Annotated in this window: 17 protein-coding genes; 8 read left to right on the forward strand and 9 right to left on the reverse strand. The window is 67.7% G+C overall.

Annotation, left to right across the window (positions count from 1 at the left end; genetic code table 11):
* The first annotated feature begins 9 nt into the window (after positions 1-9).
* Both HLG70_RS20210 and HLG70_RS20215 read left to right on the forward strand, forming a co-directional pair.
* Positions 10-1,716 (forward strand): dipeptide ABC transporter ATP-binding protein, encoded by a 1,707-nt coding sequence (locus HLG70_RS20210; RefSeq protein ID WP_171666567.1) that lies wholly within the window; start codon positions 10-12, stop codon positions 1,714-1,716.
* Positions 1,717-1,853: 137 nt separating this feature from the next.
* Positions 1,854-2,291 (forward strand): universal stress protein, encoded by a 438-nt coding sequence (locus tag HLG70_RS20215; protein ID WP_171666565.1) that lies wholly within the window; start codon positions 1,854-1,856, stop codon positions 2,289-2,291.
* Positions 2,292-2,315: 24 nt separating this feature from the next.
* Here HLG70_RS20215 and HLG70_RS20220 read toward each other — a convergent pair whose 3' ends face one another.
* The 4 genes from HLG70_RS20220 to HLG70_RS20235 form a co-directional block, all read right to left on the reverse strand.
* Positions 2,316-3,326, reverse strand: coding sequence for a 2Fe-2S iron-sulfur cluster-binding protein (locus HLG70_RS20220; protein WP_171666563.1), 1,011 nt, complete (start codon positions 3,324-3,326; stop codon positions 2,316-2,318).
* A gap of 11 nt (positions 3,327-3,337) precedes the next feature.
* Complete coding sequence (locus tag HLG70_RS20225; protein WP_171666561.1) at positions 3,338-3,817, reverse strand: GlcG/HbpS family heme-binding protein; 480 nt, start codon at positions 3,815-3,817, stop codon at positions 3,338-3,340.
* A 29-nt stretch (positions 3,818-3,846) separates the two neighbouring features.
* Positions 3,847-5,256: an aldehyde dehydrogenase family protein gene (locus HLG70_RS20230; protein WP_419144826.1), complete on the reverse strand. Its 1,410-nt coding sequence runs from the start codon at positions 5,254-5,256 to the stop codon at positions 3,847-3,849.
* Positions 5,257-5,476: 220 nt separating this feature from the next.
* Positions 5,477-7,009 (reverse strand): hypothetical protein, encoded by a 1,533-nt coding sequence (locus tag HLG70_RS20235; protein WP_171666556.1) that lies wholly within the window; start codon positions 7,007-7,009, stop codon positions 5,477-5,479.
* A gap of 230 nt (positions 7,010-7,239) precedes the next feature.
* Here HLG70_RS20235 and HLG70_RS20240 point away from each other — a divergent pair, with 230 nt between their 5' ends.
* Complete coding sequence (locus HLG70_RS20240) at positions 7,240-7,983, forward strand: sulfite exporter TauE/SafE family protein (protein ID WP_171666554.1); 744 nt, start codon at positions 7,240-7,242, stop codon at positions 7,981-7,983.
* Positions 7,984-8,062: 79 nt separating this feature from the next.
* A complete protein-coding gene (locus HLG70_RS20245) occupies positions 8,063-8,779 on the forward strand; it encodes a GntR family transcriptional regulator (protein ID WP_171666552.1) in 717 nt (238 codons plus the stop codon).
* A gap of 23 nt (positions 8,780-8,802) precedes the next feature.
* Here the strand turns inward: HLG70_RS20245 and HLG70_RS20250 are convergent, their stop codons facing one another.
* The 4 genes from HLG70_RS20250 to HLG70_RS20265 all read right to left on the reverse strand — a co-directional run bounded on the left by HLG70_RS20250 (position 8,803) and on the right by HLG70_RS20265 (position 10,582).
* A complete protein-coding gene (locus HLG70_RS20250) occupies positions 8,803-9,144 on the reverse strand; it encodes a 2Fe-2S iron-sulfur cluster-binding protein (protein WP_171666550.1) in 342 nt (113 codons plus the stop codon).
* 4 nt (positions 9,145-9,148) lie between these two features.
* Entirely contained in the window at positions 9,149-9,475 is a 327-nt protein-coding gene (locus HLG70_RS20255; RefSeq protein ID WP_171666548.1) for a ferredoxin, read from the reverse strand.
* Between the two features lie 5 nt (positions 9,476-9,480).
* Entirely contained in the window at positions 9,481-9,780 is a 300-nt protein-coding gene (locus tag HLG70_RS20260; protein WP_171666546.1) for a 2Fe-2S iron-sulfur cluster-binding protein, read from the reverse strand.
* A 70-nt stretch (positions 9,781-9,850) separates the two neighbouring features.
* On the reverse strand, positions 9,851-10,582 hold the full coding sequence (locus HLG70_RS20265; RefSeq protein ID WP_057286253.1) for a TenA family transcriptional regulator: 732 nt from the start codon (positions 10,580-10,582) through the stop codon (positions 9,851-9,853).
* A gap of 229 nt (positions 10,583-10,811) precedes the next feature.
* Here HLG70_RS20265 and HLG70_RS20270 point away from each other — a divergent pair, with 229 nt between their 5' ends.
* Positions 10,812-11,027, forward strand: coding sequence for a hypothetical protein (locus HLG70_RS20270; RefSeq protein WP_171666545.1), 216 nt, complete (start codon positions 10,812-10,814; stop codon positions 11,025-11,027).
* Positions 11,028-11,075: 48 nt separating this feature from the next.
* Here HLG70_RS20270 and HLG70_RS20275 read toward each other — a convergent pair whose 3' ends face one another.
* The gene (locus tag HLG70_RS20275) at positions 11,076-11,507 is read right to left on the reverse strand and encodes a DUF2809 domain-containing protein (protein WP_171666543.1); all 432 of its coding nucleotides are present in this window, start codon (positions 11,505-11,507) and stop codon (positions 11,076-11,078) included.
* Positions 11,508-11,714: 207 nt separating this feature from the next.
* On the opposite strand from HLG70_RS20275, the gene HLG70_RS20280 reads away from it, so the two are divergent.
* From HLG70_RS20280 to HLG70_RS20290, 3 genes are all read left to right on the forward strand, one after another.
* Positions 11,715-13,406 (forward strand): MFS transporter, encoded by a 1,692-nt coding sequence (locus HLG70_RS20280; RefSeq protein ID WP_171666541.1) that lies wholly within the window; start codon positions 11,715-11,717, stop codon positions 13,404-13,406.
* Positions 13,407-13,422: 16 nt separating this feature from the next.
* Positions 13,423-15,486 (forward strand): site-specific recombinase, encoded by a 2,064-nt coding sequence (locus HLG70_RS20285; protein ID WP_171666539.1) that lies wholly within the window; start codon positions 13,423-13,425, stop codon positions 15,484-15,486.
* Between the two features lie 194 nt (positions 15,487-15,680).
* On the forward strand, positions 15,681-17,090 hold the full coding sequence (locus HLG70_RS20290; protein ID WP_171666537.1) for an MFS transporter: 1,410 nt from the start codon (positions 15,681-15,683) through the stop codon (positions 17,088-17,090).
* The last annotated feature ends 23 nt before the right edge of the window (positions 17,091-17,113 follow it).

Consider the following 17,113-nt stretch of genomic DNA (forward strand, 5'->3'; position numbering starts at 1 on the left):
CAAGGACTTATGACTACGCTGATCGACATCCAGGGGCTGAACGTCGCCTTCCCCGGCCACCAGGCCGTGCGCGGCCTGGATCTGCAGATCCGCTCCGGGGAAACCCTGGCGCTGGTCGGCGAATCCGGCTGCGGCAAATCCACCACCGCGCTCGCCCTGCTGGGCCTGCTGCCGCGCCACGCCCGCGTCCAGGGACGCGTGCTGTTCGAAGGCCAGGATCTGCTGGCGCTGCCGGAACACCGGCGCTGCGCGCTGCGCGGCGACCGCATCGCCATGATCTTCCAGGAGCCCATGACCAGCCTGAACCCGGTGCTGACCCTGGGCGACCAGATCGGCGAGGCCCTGCGCCTGCATCGCGGCGCGTCCGCCCGGGCGGCCCGCGCCCGCGCCATCGAACTGCTGGACCTGGTGCGCGTGCCCGAGCCGCAGCGCCGCGTGGACGACTACCCGCATCGCCTGTCCGGCGGGCAGCGGCAACGCGCCATGATCGCCGCCGCCATCGCCTGCCAGCCCGCGCTGCTGGTGGCCGACGAGCCGACCACCGCGCTGGACGTGACGGTGCAGGCGCAGATCCTGCAGCTGCTGGACGACCTGCGCGCCGAGCTGGACATGGGCCTGCTGCTGATCACCCACGACCTCGCCGTGGTGGGCGAATGGGCCGACCGCGTGGCCGTGATGGTGGGCGGCGAAAAGGTGGAAGAAGGCCCGGCGTCCGCGCTGCTGCGCCAGCCGCACCATCCGTATACCCGTGGCCTGCTGGGCGCATCCTTGCGCCTGGACGACGCCACGCACTACCGCAAGCTGCGCCTGCCGGAGATCCGCAGCCGGCTCGACCCCGCTTCGGGCCGGCCGGTGTTCGGGCTGGTGACGCCGCCGCGCGCGCCCGCGGCCGCCAACGACCCCGCGCCCGCCGCCTCGGTCCCGCTGCTGCAGGTGCAGGACCTGCGCGTGCAGTATCAGACCGGCCGGGGCGTCACCGCCGCGGTGGATGGCGTATCGTTCCAGGTCGCCCCGAGCGAAACCCTGGGCCTGGTCGGAGAATCGGGCTGCGGCAAATCCACCCTGTCCCGCACCCTGGTGCGGCTGCTTGCGCCGGCCTCGGGCAGGATCCTGCTGCGCGGCGAGGACACCGCCCGGCTGGATGCGCGCGGGTTGGCGGCCTATCGCCAAAGCGTGCAGATGATCTTCCAGGATCCGTACGCCTCGCTGAACCCCAGGCACACCGTGCAGGACATCCTGGAGGCCGCGCTGCGCATCCACCGCGTGACGGACCGCGAGGAGCGGCGCCAACGGATCGCCCGCATCCTGGACGCGGTGGGACTGCAGCGCGAGGCGCTGTCGCGCTATCCCAGCGAATTCTCGGGCGGCCAGCGCCAGCGCATCGGCATCGCCCGGGCGCTGGTGCTGCGGCCGGCCCTGGTCATCTGCGACGAGCCGGTGTCCGCGCTGGACGTGTCGGTGCGGGCGCAGATCCTGAACCTGCTGGTGGACCTGAAGGCGGAGTTCCGCCTGTCGTACCTGTTCATCTCGCATGACCTGTCGGTCGTGCATTACCTTGCGGACCGGGTGCTGGTCATGAATGCGGGCCGCATCGTCGAGGAGGGCCCCAACGCCACCCTGTGGCGCGACGCCAGGCATCCCTACACGCGCAGCCTCATCGACGCCCTGCCCCAGGGACTGGACACGCGCGACGAGACGCAGCGCCGGACCGCCTGAACCCGGCCAGGCCGATACGCCGGGCGCCCCGATGCACGAGGCCGCCTCGTCCATCTGCGGGACTGGATTGCGCCCGGCGGCGGGCCTATACTGAATCAGCCGTTGCTCGACATTCCTTTTCCTAAAGGAGAGGCAACATGTACAGGCACTTGCTCATCGCCGTGGATGGTTCCCTGCTGTCCGAATCGGCATTCAAGCGCGCGCTCGTTTTCGCCAAGGAAATGGGTGCCACCATCACCCTCATCCGAGCCATTCCGGAAGATCACCTGCTGGTCTACCAGGCCGAGATGCTGGGCACCACGCAGACGCATCACACCGACCAGGCGCGCAAGAACGCGCAGGCGTATCTGGACGGGCTGGAAACCGAGGCGCGGCACGCGCTGGTGCCCTGCGAAGCCATCGTGATGGTCAACGACCACCCGCACGAAGCGATCGTCGAAACGGCGCAAAAACTGGGCTGCGACCTGATCATCATGGGTTCGCACGGGCGGCACGGCATGACCGGTTTCCTGCTGGGCAGCGAAACACAGCGGGTGCTGGCGCGTACCCGATTGCCGGTGCTGGTGTATCGCTAGCGTGGCCCGCCGGATCGCTACCGGTCAGCCGGCCGGGGCCAGCGCGTGCTGGAACGTGAAGCTGTCGGCGTACATATGGTCCAGGCTGGCGCCGCGCGCGGCCAGCAGGCTCTTGGCCTGCTGGATCATCTCGGGCGCGCCGCACAGATAGATGGCGTGTTCCGACAGGTCCTGGTGGTCTTCCAGGACGGCCTGCTGCACATGGCCGCGCCGCCCTTGCCACCCCTCGCTGGCGCGCGACAGCACCGGCACGAAGTTGAATTCGTACAGCCGCCCCGCCCAGCCCTCGATGACATCGCGCAGGTACAGGTCGGCCTCGGTGCGCATGCCCCAGTACAGCGTGACCGGCGGGCAATCCTCGTTGTCCAGCAGGGACTCCAGAATCGCCTTGATGGGCGCGATGCCCGTGCCCGTCGCCATCATGATGAGCGGACGCCAGTCTTCCTCGTGATAGCTGAACACGCCGAGCGGCGCCTCGATCTCCACTTCCGCGCCCGCCTGCGCCTGGCCCAGCCACTGGTCCGTGTAGCGGCCGCCGGGGATGCGGCGCACATGGAAATCCAGCAGGTTGCCGGCCGGCGGCGAGGCCATGGAAAAGCTGCGGGTTTCGCCGTCGGGCAGCACCACGTTCATGTACTGCCCCGGCACATAGTCCAGGCCTTGCGCGGGCAGCGCCAGCGTCAGGTGGATCACGTCGTCGCAATAGGATTCGATGCGGTGAATGGTGCCGGGGATGCGGCGCGGCTCGGGAAACGTCTGCCGGCTGCTGGCCACGCTGATGCACAGGTCGGCCACGGGATGCGCCTGGCATGCCAGCGCGTAGCCCTCTTCGGCCTCTTCGGGCGTCAGCGCCATGGGGAATTCCTCGTACCGCACCGCCCCGGACGCAAGCTTGATGCGGCAGGTGCCGCAGCCGCCGAAGGTGCATTCGTGCGGCAGCTTCACCGCCGACCGCTCCGCGGCTTCCAGCACGGATTCGCCCTCTTCGACGTCAAAGGCCTCTTCGGTTTCCAGGATATGCACGCGGTATGCCATGGCGTCCTCGCCTATTTCTTGATGTCGGCCTCGACCAGCACTTTCATGCCGCGCGGCTCCAGCAATTCGGCCAGCGCCGCCAGCGCCGCCACGCCGGCCTTGGTGTCCTGTTCGCCGTTGCCGCCGCTCAGGCCCACCCCGCCGATGACTTCGTCGTTCACGACTATCGGAAAGCCGCCGACGAACACGGCGAACTTGCCGTCAAAGCTCCACTGGATGCCGAAGGCCTCGTTTCCGGGCAGCGCCGGGCCATTGGGCGGCGTGTTGAACAGGTGGGTGGAACGCTTGTGGCCGGCCGCGGTGAACGCCTTGTTCCACGCGATCTGCGGACCGGTGATGCGGGCCCCGTCCATGCGCTCCAGCGCTATCGGATAGCCGCCGTCATCCACGATGCAGATGGTTTCCAGCACGCCAATCTCTTGCGACTTGGCGATGGCCGCGCGCACCATCAAGCGCGCTTCTTCAAGTTCCAGGCGATAGATCTGTTTCATGTGCAAAGCCTCTCGTGGTGGGGTCGCCGTCAGCCGGCGCGGTAGACGGTCTTGATCTGGGTGTAGAACTCCAGGCCCACGCGGCCCGACTCGCGGAACGTGGACGTGCTGGAGTGTTTCAGTCCGCCGAACGGCGCGTTGATCAGATTGCCGGTGGTGGTGCGGTTGATCTTCACCGTGCCCGCCTGGATGTCGCGGGCAAAGCGGTGCGCATAGCGCGCGTCGGTGGTGGCGATGGCGGCCGAGAGGCCGTACTCGGTATCGTTGGCCTGGGCGATGGCGTCTTCATAGCCGTCGACCTCGATCAACGCTATCACCGGTCCGAAGATCTCTTCGCGCGCGATGCGCATCTGTTGGGTCACGTCGGTGAACAGCGCGGGCGATACGTAATAGCCACGGTCGAAGCTTGCGCCCTTCAGGCGGTCTCCGCCATGCAGATGCGTGGCCTCCTGCTTGCCCACCGCCACGTAGCCCAGCACGTTGTCCAGCTGCCTGGCGGTCGCCAGCGGTCCCAGATCGAAGTTGCCGTCCAGACCATTGCCGATGGTCAGTGTCTTGATCCTGGCCAGCAGCTTGTCGGTGTAGGCCTGGCGCACCTTGGCGTCCACCAGCACGCGGCTGGTGCCGGTGCAGGCCTGACCGCTCAGCGAGAATCCGCCCTTCACGGCCAGGTCCACCGCGCGGTCCAGGTCGGCGTCGGCCAGCACGATCAGCGGATTCTTGCCGCCCAGTTCCATCTGAGTGCGGGTGGTGAGCCCGGCGGTCCGGTGGATCTGCTCGCCGGCGGCGGTGGATCCCGTAAAGGAAATCGCCCGCACCTGCCTCGCGCCGGTGATCGCTTCGCCCACCGCTGCGGCCGGCCCGGTCAGGAAGTTCAGCACGCCGGCGGGCAGGCCGGCCTGCACGAAGGCCTCGGCCAGGCGATAGCCCGATAGCGGCGCGTCCGACGACGGCTTGAACACCACGGTATTGCCCATGATCAGCGCCGGAGCGATCTTGCGCGCGGGAATGGAAATGGGGAAGTTCCAGGGCGAGATCACCGTCACCACACCCAGCGGCTCGCGCTGGCTGTAGACGATCATGTCCGGATCGTCGTTGACGTAGGTCTCGCCGGTGAAGGACTGACCCTCGACCGCGTAAAAACGGATCGTCTGCGCGGACCGCAGCACTTCGTCCCTGGCCAGGTTCAGGCCCTTGCCCTCTTCCCGGGTCAATTCGCGCGCAATCGCATCGGCATGGTCTTCCAGGTGTTGGGCGGCCCGGAACAGGATCGCCGCGCGCTTGGAGATGGGCGTGTCGCGCCAGGCGGCAAACGCCGCGTCGGCCGCTTCCACCGCCTGCCTGGCGTCCTCGGCGTCCGACACCTGGAAATGGCCCACGATGTCGCCCGTGTCGGCCGGATTGATGTTCGGAGCGGTCTTGCCCGTGCCGCTGGGCATCCAGGCGCCGCCGATGTGGTTCAAAAAGGTCTGCTGCGAGAGATCGTCCACGGGAGCGCTTCCTTGGTCTGGCCCGGCCAGGCCGGCCGGGCATGGGGCGTCTGAGATATGTTCAGAACATTGTATACTTTAATCACTTGTACACGATACGTGGAAACCCCAGTCCGGCCGGCAAGAAAAAAGCCCCTTCCGGGGCCTCTTCCGCTCTGCGCGCCGGACCTCAGCTCCAGATCAGCACGGCGCAAATGGTGGATACGAACAGCGCCAGCAACACCGGCAGCAGCAGGGCGCGCACCAGCGACAGCACGTTCACCCGCGCAAAGCCCGCCACCGCAATCAACGACGACCAGGCGATCAGGGTGCCGCCGCCCGTCCATACCGCCCCCATCTGACCCACGGCCGCCAGCGTGGCGGGATCCACGCCCACCACCGGACCCAGGGCGCCGGACAGCGTGCCGGTCAGCGGCAGGCCGGCAAAGCCGGAGCCGTCGATGCCGGTGATCATGCCGACGATGAGCACGCCAAAGGCGACCAGGAAGTGGTTTTCCGGAATCAGGTGCTGCGACGCCGAGATCACCTCGAACAGCAGGCCGGGCGCCTGCGCCTGCGGCACGCCCAGGATCTGTGCGGCCGTCTCATTGGCTCCGACAAAAAAGAAGCCGGCGATCGGCAGCACCGAGCCCATGGCCTTGAAGGCGAAGACAAAGCCGTCGGTCACGTGCTCCGGACAGACGTCCAGCATCTTGCGCGGCCCTTCGGCCGCCAGGGTCACCAGCATCATCACGACAAAGGCCACGCCACCCACCAGCGCCGCCGCATCGCCGCCGCGCAGGGCGGGCAGGGACGGGAACAGCCGGGGCAGCACCATCACCGCAATCACCGCCAGGAAGGCCAGCGGCGTCACCACCGCGAACGTCTTGGACCAGCGCACCCGGCGGCGCTCTTCTTCGCTCAGCGCCGGGCCGCGGGGCAGCGCGGGGTCGGCGCCCATGGTGCCGCGCGCGAGTTCCGCCTTGTCGAAGGAGCCGGCCTGTTCCATGCGCGCCAGGCTGCCGTCCTGGGCGCGGGACTGCCAGGCGGACAGCAGCGCCGGATCGGCCGGCACGATGTGCTTGCGCACCAGCAGGTAGGCTGCAACCAGCGCCACCGCGCCGGTGATCAGCGACAGCACCAGCGCGCGGTCAGCCACCACCGCCGCGCTGACGGCCGCCCCCGCCGCCTTGGCGCTGATGCTGGGCGCCACTCCGATCACGTAGTCGGAGGACAGGGCCATGCCCTGGCCGGCGATCGCGATGGCCATGGCGCCCGCCAGGGGCGGCAACCCGGCGGCGATGGCCGCGGGCAGCAGGATGGCGGAGACCAGCGGCACGGCGGGCGTGGGCCAGAAGAACAGCGAGATCACATAGGTGCAGAGCGCGATGATCACGAAAGAGGAGTGGCCGCCCCGCATGACGCGGCGAAACGGCTGCACCATGCGCACGTCCGCCTGCAAGGTCTTGAGCGAATTGAGCAGCGCGGTCATGAAGGTGATGACCAGGAAGATGTTGAAGAGCTCCTTGGCCGCCACGAAGCTGGCGGAGAAGATGCCGATCAGGGCGCTGATCGGATTGCCCGTGATGGCCAGCACCACCAGGAAGGTGCCGATGACCGACGGCACCACCACATTGGCCCGCAGAATCATCGTCAAGATGATGGCCGCCACGCTGATCAGGTATATCCAATGAGCGGCATTGAGCACCACGTCCGATTGCATGCGCTATTCCCCTTGTTTGCGTGGCTGTTGGGTCGCCACCATCGGTATACTATATTTCGTTGTGAGGCATACCAATCGAAATATGCATCGCCTAGGGAAAGCGATAATTCTGAAATTCCCATGAATAATCCCGAAAATTCAGGGGATTACCCTAGGTTTAGGCCGGTATCGTCCATCCGGTCGAAATCATGGATAGACTATCGTATACATAATTTACAAACCGCCCAGGCATGCCGTCCTCCCTGCCGTTCCCTGATCTCTGGCATTACGCCGCCATGGCGGCGGTGGTGTTTGGCGCCGCGGTGGCGCAGGGCGTGGGCGGCGTCGGTTTCGCCATGTTCGCCGCCCCGGTGGCGGCCATGTTCTTTCCCCAGCTGGCGCCCGGACCGCTGCTGACGCTGGGGGGCTTCATTTCCCTCCTGACCGCGCTGCGCGAGCGCGCCGCCATCGACTGGCCGGCCGTGTCCTACGCGCTGGCGGGCCGCGCCGTGGGGACGCTGATCGCCATCTACGCGATGGCGCGCTTTGCCCCGCAGGCCCTGGGCGTGCTGTTTGCCTGCATGATCCTGATCGCCGTGGCGCTCAGCGTGGCCGGACTGCGCTTCTCCGCCACGCCGGGCAGGGTGTCCGGCGCGGGCGTGGCCTCGGGCATCATGGGCACGATGACCTCGGTGGGCGCGCCGCCCATCGCCATCGTGCTGCAGCACGCCGCGCCGCCCAGGCTGCGCGCCACACTGGGCATGGTGCTGTTCCTGGGCTCGATCTTTTCGCTTGCCATGCTGGCGCTGGCCAAGCGGTACACGGGCTACCACGCCGGGCTGGCCCTCAGCCTGGCGCCCTTTCTTCTGGCCGGTTTTGCGGTCTCCAACCGGCTGCGCACCCTGTTGCCCCCGCGCGCGGTGCGCGCCGTCCTGCTGGCGGCCTGCGCCCTGGGCGCCGTGGGGGTGCTGGTCAAGTCCTTCTGGGGGAATTGATGCGTCACACCCCCTGCGGCGCTCGGCTACACCCGGTAATACAATGGAGACTGTATCCATTAAGCCAAACCTGCTCGCCATGACAACCTCCCCAGTCAGCACGCAAGCCGTAGAGACGCAGCATTCCGCCCCGCTGAAGATCGGCGAGCAGCATCCGCAGTTGTTTGCCGTCATCCGCGACAAGCTGCGCGAGCGCATCCTGAGCGGCGAGTTCACCCCCGGCGACCGCCTGGTCGAAGGCCGCCTGTCCGAAGAAATGGGCGTGTCCCGCATCCCGGTGCGCGAGGCGCTGCGCGCGCTGGCCGCCGAAGGGCTGGTCACGATCGAGCCGCGGCGCGGCGCGTCCGTGTCGGTGCTGTCCGACGCGGTGGCCTACGACATGGTGGAAGTGCGCGCCACGCTGGAAGGGCTGAACGCCAAGCTGGCCGCGCAGCGCCGCGATGACAAGACCGTGGAACGCCTGCAGGCCTTCCTGCGCGAAGGCACGGAAGCCGCGCGCAGCGAGCAGCTGGATAAGTTCCTGGCGTTGAATTCGCAGTTCCACGAAATGCTGGCCACCATCGGCGGCAACGTGGTGCTGACCGACCTGATGCGTTCGCTGCGCGACCGCACGGCGCTGCTGTTCGCGCCCAGCAACATGCGCCGCGCCAAGCAGAACTGGGACGAGCATTCGCAGATACTTAACGCGGTGATCGCCGGCAACGGCGATCTCGCGGCGCTGCTGGCAAGCCAGCACGTGCACAACGCCGCCAAGGCCTATACCGAAGCCCAGCAGCCGCACGCCTCCGTGGCCTGAAGCCGCCGGCCGCGCCGCTCAGGTCAGGTCGCGGCTGGCACGGGGTCGGGCGCCGCCCCCACCACCACGCCCTTGCCGTTCTGCACCACCCACGACACCTTGACGTCGCCATTCACGAAAGTCTGGCAGGCCATGCGATAGCCGGCCTCGAAATCCTCGGGCCGCAAGTGCTTGCGCTCTTTGGGCTTGATGGCATCGGTGTGCTCCAGCCCTTCTTCGATGCGGCACTTGCAGGTGCCGCACAGGCCGCCCCCGCATTTGAACGGAATGCCGCCTTTTTCTTTCAGCGATATGCGCAGCAGATTGCTGTTTTCAGGCGCAGTCGCGACTTTGCCGCCATTGGAAATGAAAGTGATCTGGACCATGTGTTCAGTGCTCCGCGGCGACGGCGCCGGACCTCAGCGTCAGCGTCGACTCCATGCTGCCAAAACGCGTCAGGTGGGCCAGCTCCTTGCGGGCGGCGTCCACCGATGCGAACCTCTCCAGGAACTTGGACGGCACGTGGTTCACCACGTACGGCGGGGTTTCCTCGGTCACCACCAGCTTGATGTCGCGGTGCAGCAGGGCGATGCTGAACACCGCGAGCGCGCGGCCGTAGAACACGTAGTCGTAGGTTTCGATGATGTCGGCCCCATCGCCCGCTTCGGTCCGAAAGACGCCGGGCTTGGTGGTCAGGATTACGTATACGGGCTCCATCGCCGCTATGCCTCCACGTCCTGGGTCAGCTCGATATCGTTATTGAGCCAAAGCTGGCACGCCAGCCGGTAGCCCTGGTCGATACGGTCGCCAAGCTGCTTTTTTTCCTTCCAGTTCACCGGCGGCAGATGCTCGGCGCCGGCCAGCACGCGGCAGGCGCATTTGGCGCACTTGCCCATGCCGCATTCATAGCGCAGATGCGGAAACGGAAACTGCTTGATGCCGGCCCGCACCACCAGGTTGGTGTTGTCCTTCACCACGTCGGTGTAGGTCTGGCCGCCTTTATGAAACACAACGGTAGGCATGGGTTCTTCGTCCAGGATCTGCGGCCCCCGCGGCCGTCCGGCGCAAGCGCCCGGCGGCCGCGGGCGGGAATCAGGCGGCAAGGCCCAGTTCGGGCAGCTTGATTTCCTGCTGCACGTAATCGGTATAGAGCGCCGTGGTGTAGAGCAGCCGCATCTGCGCGCCGATTTCGCAGATCTTCAGGCAGCGCTGCTGCAGCTCAACCGTGTTGGCGTGCTCCAGCACGATCTGGTAGCCGCGTTCGCCGTGGATTTCGTCGGACACGATATGCAGGTCGAAGAATTCCACTTCCTCGTCGGTGAAGCCGTATTTTTCGCGCAGGGTCGGCGTCTGCTTGCGATAGATGGACGGCACCTGAGATTCCAGGCCCACCACCAGGCCGGCCACGGCCACGATGGGGTCTTCGCGCATGGCCACGGCATAGCACCAGCTTTGCAGCGCGCGCGTCGTGGGCGACATGTTGTCGGGGTTGGTGACCCGTTCGCGGGTGGTGCCGCAGGCCTCGGCGAAACGGATCAGGAGGTCCGTGTGGCGGTCTCCGCCGATTTCTTCTTCATACATATTGGCCAGCAGGAAATCCTTGGCCTCGGTATAGGTATCGGGCGTGCGGGCATACAGGTAACCCAGATAGTCGGCGAACGGGCCCACGTAGTGGTAGTGGTTCTCGGCCCAGCGCGACAGGTGTTCGCGGCTGAGCTTGCCCTCGGCCCAGGCAATGGAAAAGGGCGAGGCATTCGCGCTCTTGCCCTTGATCGCGTTTTCCAACGCGGTACGGAATTCATCTCGGTTCATCAGTTCTGCCATGACGCGCTCCAGGTCCAGTGGGAGAGATTCCAGGCCTGTCTAAGCCCGGGCATGATGAACATTGTATACCGTCTACTGTTTTGGACTGCTAGGGCAATCCCGGAGAACTCCTCTTGGAAACAGGGACAGTTTCTGGAAGATCAAGTACTTGCGGGACCCATGGGTGGGCTGGACCTCGGCCGGCCATCGACGTACAATGAATACACTTTCAATGCAATACGGAAATACCATGAATACCCGCCACCCCCTTGGAGACGCCCCGATTGGCCAGCAGCTGCTCACGCATTACGCCCGCCGCGATGCCGTGCGCCACGCCACGCCCTTGTTCCCCTCGTCCTGGGCCGAATGCCTGGCCCCGTTCCGCAACGCGCGCCTGCAACCGCAGCGCGCAGCAGCGATCACCGCGCACGCGCAAGGCGACGACGCGGCCTGCCAGGCCGGTTGACCGATATGAGGGCGCCCGGGAAAACCGCCCCGGGCAGCGGCATGGCCGCTAGCGCCTTGCGCGCAGGCTGACCTGCATGCGGGCGTTCTGCAGCGCAGCGCCCTTCTGGCGGCGCGCATAGGCGCCCGCCAGCGCCAGCACCAGCACGAAGCCCACGGTGTAGGCCAGGACGTCCCACCAGTCAGGCACACTGCCCAGGACGACGCGCAACACTGGCTGCTCGATGCGCCAGCCGAAATGGCGGGCCAGGTACTGGCCCAGTTCCACCGCGTACCCCGTGAACAACGCGGCCAGCGCCAGGGGCAGCACGCCCGCGCGGATAAAGCTGCGATACACCAGATAGGCCCAGCCCACGGCCACCACATCGCCCAAGAATCCGCGCAGGAAGGGATAGGGCGCGCCCAGGGTTGCGATCAGCGCCAGCAGCGCCGTCACGGCAAGCAGGGCGGCGAACGCGCGCCCATTGAAAGTCAGGGTCATCAAAACAGAAATCGCAAATAGTGGAACGGCGGCGTGCGTCGGACTGACGTACAGCCGGGTCGGTGCGCGCAGCCTTGGACGGCCGCACCCGGGGCAGGGTACTAGAAAAGCATGAGGTGCCCCCAATCCGGCCTCCCTTGGGCGTACCATTGTCCGACCCAGACCAAGCCCGGAAAGGGCGCCCCCCGGCGCCCCGGACAAGCCCCTATGCTGCAGCCCGTTTCGGCTACCAACGACCTGCCGGCCGACCCGTCGGCCACCCCCGCTCCTGTCCTCCAGGTCAGCACGCTTTCCCCCTTTGCCTTTCCCGCGTTTCGCGTCATCTGGATCGCGAACCTGTTCGCCAACCTGGGCACATGGGCGCAGTCCGTCGCCGCCGCCTGGATCATCACCACCGAACAAAACAGCCCGCTGATGGTCGCCATGATCCAGGTGGCTGCCGCCTTCCCGCTGGTGGCGCTGTCCATCCTGACCGGCGTGCTGGCGGACAACTACGACCGCCGCAAGGTCATGCTGACCGGCATGCTGCTGGAGCTGGCCGGCGGCGTCTTCATCACCGTGCTCGCCTTCGCCGGCCTGCTGCACCCCATCACCCTGATCGCCTCCGTGTTCTGCATCGCCATCGGCAGCGCCGTCGTCACCCCGGCCTGGCAGGCGGCGGTGGGCGAGCAGGTGCCGCGCGCCCACGTCGGCAGCGCGGTGCTGCTCAACAGCGTGAATTTCAACGTGGCGCGCGCGGTGGGCCCCGCCATCGGCGGCCTCCTGCTGGGCGCCATGGGCGCGCCCTGGGTTTTCCTGCTGAACTGCTTCTGCTACGGCAGCCTGATCTGGGCGATCTGGCGCTGGAAGCGCGACCTGCCCGTGCGCCGCTTGCCGCCCGAAGGCATCTTCGAAGGCGTCGTGGCCGCCGTGCGCTACACCCAGCATTCCACCGTGACGCGCGTGGTGATGCTGCGCTCGTTCGCCTTCGGCCTGTCGGCCAGCGCGCTGTGGGCGCTGCTGCCCTTGCTGGCGCACGAACATGAAGGCGGCAGTGCGCTGCTGTATGGCTATATGCTGGGCGCGCTGGGGCTGGGCGCCATCCTGGGCAGCGCCTTGGTGCGCCGCGTGCAGGCGGCGTGGGGCGCGAGCGGACTGATCAGCGTCGCCGCCGCCTTGCTGGCTGCCTGCCTGCTGGCGCTGGGACTGACCGACACGCTCTGGGTGGCGTTTCCGGCGCTGCTGCTGTCGGGCAGCTGCTGGATAGGCGTGCTGGCCACCTACAACACCACTGTCCAGATGCTGGTGCCGGACTGGGTCAAGGCGCGCGCCCTGGCGCTGTACCAGACGGCGATCTTCGGCGGCCTGGCGGCCGGCTCGTTCATGTGGGGCCACTTCGCCGGCACCATGGGCGTGTCCGGCGCACTGTCCGCCGCAGGCATCATGCTGGGAGTTACCGTCGCCCTGCTGTACAGGTCGCGCCTGCCCGAGCACGTGGACGCGCAGTCCCTGGCGCGCGCCGACGACACGGAGCCGGCCATGGCCGCCGCGGGCTTCAACACCCAGCGCGGCGCCGTGCTGGTCGCGGTGGAATACCTGATCAACCAGGACAGGCTTGCCGCGCTGATCCACGCTGCCCGGCCGCTGCGGCTGTTGCGGCTGCGCAATGGCGCGCAGCAGTGGCAGCTGTTCCGCGACCTGGAGCGCGAAGGCGTCTGGCGCGAAGTGTTCCTGGTGGAAAGCTGGATGCAGTACCTGCGCATGATGGACCGCATGACGCTGGCCGACAAGATGGTGCTGGACGAGGTGCGCGCGCTGCACGCGGGCGACAAGCCGCCCGTGGTGTCGCGCAACGTCAGCTATCTGGCCATGAACGAAGCGCAGGGCTTCTCGTTGCGCCGAGACCCCGAATCACTATGAACCACGAGGCCCGCCCATGCTTACCTCCCTCTGGCGCAAATGGCGGGCTTCGCGGCATGGCGGGCCACAGATCGACGTCATCCTGTCCAACGCCGACCCGCAGGCCCCGCTGGGCGATCGGAACCTGTGGATGGTGGATCTGTGCCGCTGGCTGAACCGGCCGGGCCATGAACCGGCGCAGGACGGCCGCCATCCCCAGCACGCGCGCCTGCGCTATCTGCTGCAAGTGCTGGAACACAACCCCGAGCTGGCCGACCGCGCCGCCGCCACGCTGCGCTCGCTGCTGGCCGACAACGACTCGACCTCGCTGCTCTGCGATACCGGCGTCGCCTCGCATCCGGGCTTCTGGGGCGAGTTCTGGGAACGCGTGCAGGCGCGGATGCTGCCGCCGCCGCCCAACCGCGGCGACATGTTCGGGCTGTTCTCCCTGATCTTCCGCCGCGCCGGCGATGCGGAATGGATCGAATCGCTGGACGAGGCGACGCTGGCGCGCATGCGCGTGCTGCTTCGCCTGGGCGACGGCGTGCCACGCCAGGATCCCGCCGCGCTGGAGCCGCCTTCCCTGCGCCTTGAGCAGGCGCTGACCACCAGCATCCAGGTGCTGGTCAGCCAGGTGCGCGCCACCGGACTCAGCCAGGACATCCGCTCCCGCCTGGCCGGCCCCGTGCAGGACACGCCATTCTTTGCGCTGGCCGCGGCCGCCGCCGAACTGTGCGACAGCCCGCCGGACACGCCGCGGGAGGTCTTCGGGCGTCGGCTGAACGTATTCCGGGCCTTGCTCGACGGCTGCCGCGCCGCTACGCAAGGCGTGTACGACGAGTTGGAGCAGAACGGCGTCTCGGTCGAAGTGGTCTTCCAGATCGAACGCATGAAGCTGCGCCTGGCGCGCATCGAACTGCTGCTGAGCGTATGGGTGGATCCGACGCAGCGCCACAAGTACGCGCACCTGATCGCCGAGCTGATCCGCTCCACCCAGGCGCGCAGCAGCATCCGGCACCTGGCGGCCTCCTCGTTCGCCCAGCTGGCGCGGCGCGTGATGGAACGCACCGCCGAAACCGGTGAACACTATATTGCCCGCGACCCGGTGGAATACCTGGACATGCTGAAGGCGTCGCTGGGCGGCGGATTCATCATGGTGTTCACGGTGTACCTGAAGTTCTTCATCGTTTCCATGCACCTGGACAAATTCATCGAGGGCCTGCTGGCCTCGCTGAATTACGCTTGCGGCTTCCTGGTGATCCAGTTCGCGCACTTCACGCTGGCCACCAAGCAGCCGGCCATGACCGGCCCGGCGCTCGCCCACCGGCTGGACGCGGCCAACACGCCGCAAGGGCGCGAGGCCTTCCTGGACGACACGCTGTCCATGATCCGCTCGAACGCGGCGGCCATCCTGGGCAACCTCGCCGTGGTGTTTCCCATGGCATGGGCGGTCCAATGGGTGGCCACGCATGCGCTGGACCAGCCGCTGATCAGCGCGGACAAGGCGCGGGAAACCCTGGACTCGTTCTCCATCTGGGGCCCCACACCCATCTATGCGGCCGCGACCGGCGTGCTGCTCTGGCTGTCGAGCCTGATCGCCGGGTGGGCCGACAACTGGTTCGCGCTGCACCGGGTGCATGACGTCATGGCCTATGACCGGCGCACGCGCCAGCTGTTCGGCGAACGCGGCGCGGTCCGCTGGGCGGGCTTCTGGCAACGCAATATCTCGGGTATCGCCGGCAATGTGTCGCTGGGCCTGATGCTGGGCATCGGCCCGGCCATCGTGAGCTTCTTCGGCCCGCACGTGGAGGTTCGCCACGTGACGCTCAGCGCGGGCCAGATCGGCACCGCCCTGGGCACGCTGGGCTGGGAGGTTGTGCATACGAACGCGTTCTGGATGGCCGTGGCCGGCACGGCGGCGACCGGCGTGCTCAACGTGGTGGTGAGCTTTGCGCTGGCCTTCAACGTGGCGCTGCGTTCGCGCGACCTGCGCCGCGGCGACCGCGATTCCCTGTCGGCAGGCGTGCGGCAACGTATCTGGCAGCGCCCCGCGACCCTGTTCTGGCCGGTCAAGCCTCGCGAGGCTCCCGGGCAGCCCTAGGCGGCGGACGCCGATCCCGCCGGGTTCGGCCGGCCCCGGCGGCGCGCTCCCGGACCGGAACGGATATGGCGCTGGGACTCCGGCGACGGACGCGCCGCCTGCTGACGAAGCGTTGAATCGCGGTGCCGCATTAGAATCAATGCTCACGATTCCGGACGCTCCGCCCGGACGCCCCCTCGCATCGCCGCCACTTCATGCTCTCGTTCTCCCGCAGCACCGTCTATCCGGCAGGCGTCGGCCTGCCCGCCGCCGAGCGCCTGGGCGCGCTCCTGGCCGTCATGCTGGCGGTCTGCATGGCCAGCCTGGACACGGCCATCGCCAATACCGCGTTGCCGACCATCGCCCGCGACCTCCAGGCCAGCGAAGCCGGCTCCATCTGGGTCATCAGCGGCTATCAGCTGGCCATGGTGGCGGGCCTGCTGCCCGCGGCGGCGCTGGGCGAGATCCTGGGGCACCGGCGGGTCTACATCGTGGGCCTGGCGGTGTTCACCCTGTCCTCGCTTGCCTGCGGCCTGGCGCCCACGCTGCCCTCTCTGGTGGCGGCGCGCATTCTGCAGGGCCTGGGCGCGGCCGGGGTCATGAGCGTCAACGGCGCGCTGCTGCGCTTCATCTATCCCTCTCACATGCTGGGCCGGGGCCTGGGGCTGAACGCCATGGTGGTGGGCCTGTCCTTCGCCGCGGGTCCCACGGCGGCGTCGGCCATCCTCTTGCTGGGCTCCTGGCATTGGCTGTTCCTGATCAACGTGCCCATCGGCATCCTGGCCGCGATGCTGGCCCTGCGCGGCCTGCCCGAAACCGCGCGGGCGCGGCATGGCTTCGACGGGATCGCCGCGCTGCTTTGCGCCCTGACGCTGGGCCTGTTCGTGCTGGGATCGAATGAACTGGCGCACAGCGCCCCCTGGCCGCGGGTCGTGCTGGAGTGGGGCGCGGCGGCGGCCTGCCTGTGGCTGCTGATGCGCCGGCAGGCCGGCCATCCCGCGCCGATCCTCGCGGTGGACCTGCTGCGCCGGCCCTTGTTCGCGCTGTCCGCCGCCACCGCGGTGTGCGCGTTCGCCGCCCAGGCGCTGGCCTTTGTCTCGCTGCCGTTCATGTTCCAGACCGTGCTGGGCTACAGCCAGGTGCACACGGGCTTTCTGATCACGCCCTGGCCGGTGGTGGTGGCCGTGATGGCGCCGATCGCCGGACGTCTGTCCGACCGCTATCCGGCGGGCATCCTGGGCGGTGTCGGCCTGGCGCTGCTGGCCTTGGGCCTGGTCCTGCTGGCGCTGATGCCGGCCGCCCCCTCCGTGTGGGACATTACCTGGCGCATGGCGATCTGCGGCGCCGGATTCGGCTTCTTCCAGTCCCCCAACCTGCGCGCCATCATGACCTCGGCGCCGGCCTCGCGCGCCGGCGGCGCAAGCGGCATGATCGGGACGGTGCGCCTGCTTGGCCAGGCCTCCGGCGCAGCCATGGTTGCCGCCTGCTTCAATGTCTCCACCACGCACGGCGCCATCGCCGCCCTGTGGCTGGGAGGCTTGTGCGCCGCGCTGGCCTGCATCGCCAGTTTCTCGCGCCTGCGGTTCGACCCAAGTGAACCCGCCCAGGCGCCTGCCTCCCGTTGATCGACAAATACGCAACACTGTTG

This window comes from Achromobacter deleyi (assembly GCF_013116765.2).
Classification (GTDB): Bacteria; Pseudomonadota; Gammaproteobacteria; order Burkholderiales; family Burkholderiaceae_B; genus Achromobacter; species Achromobacter deleyi_A.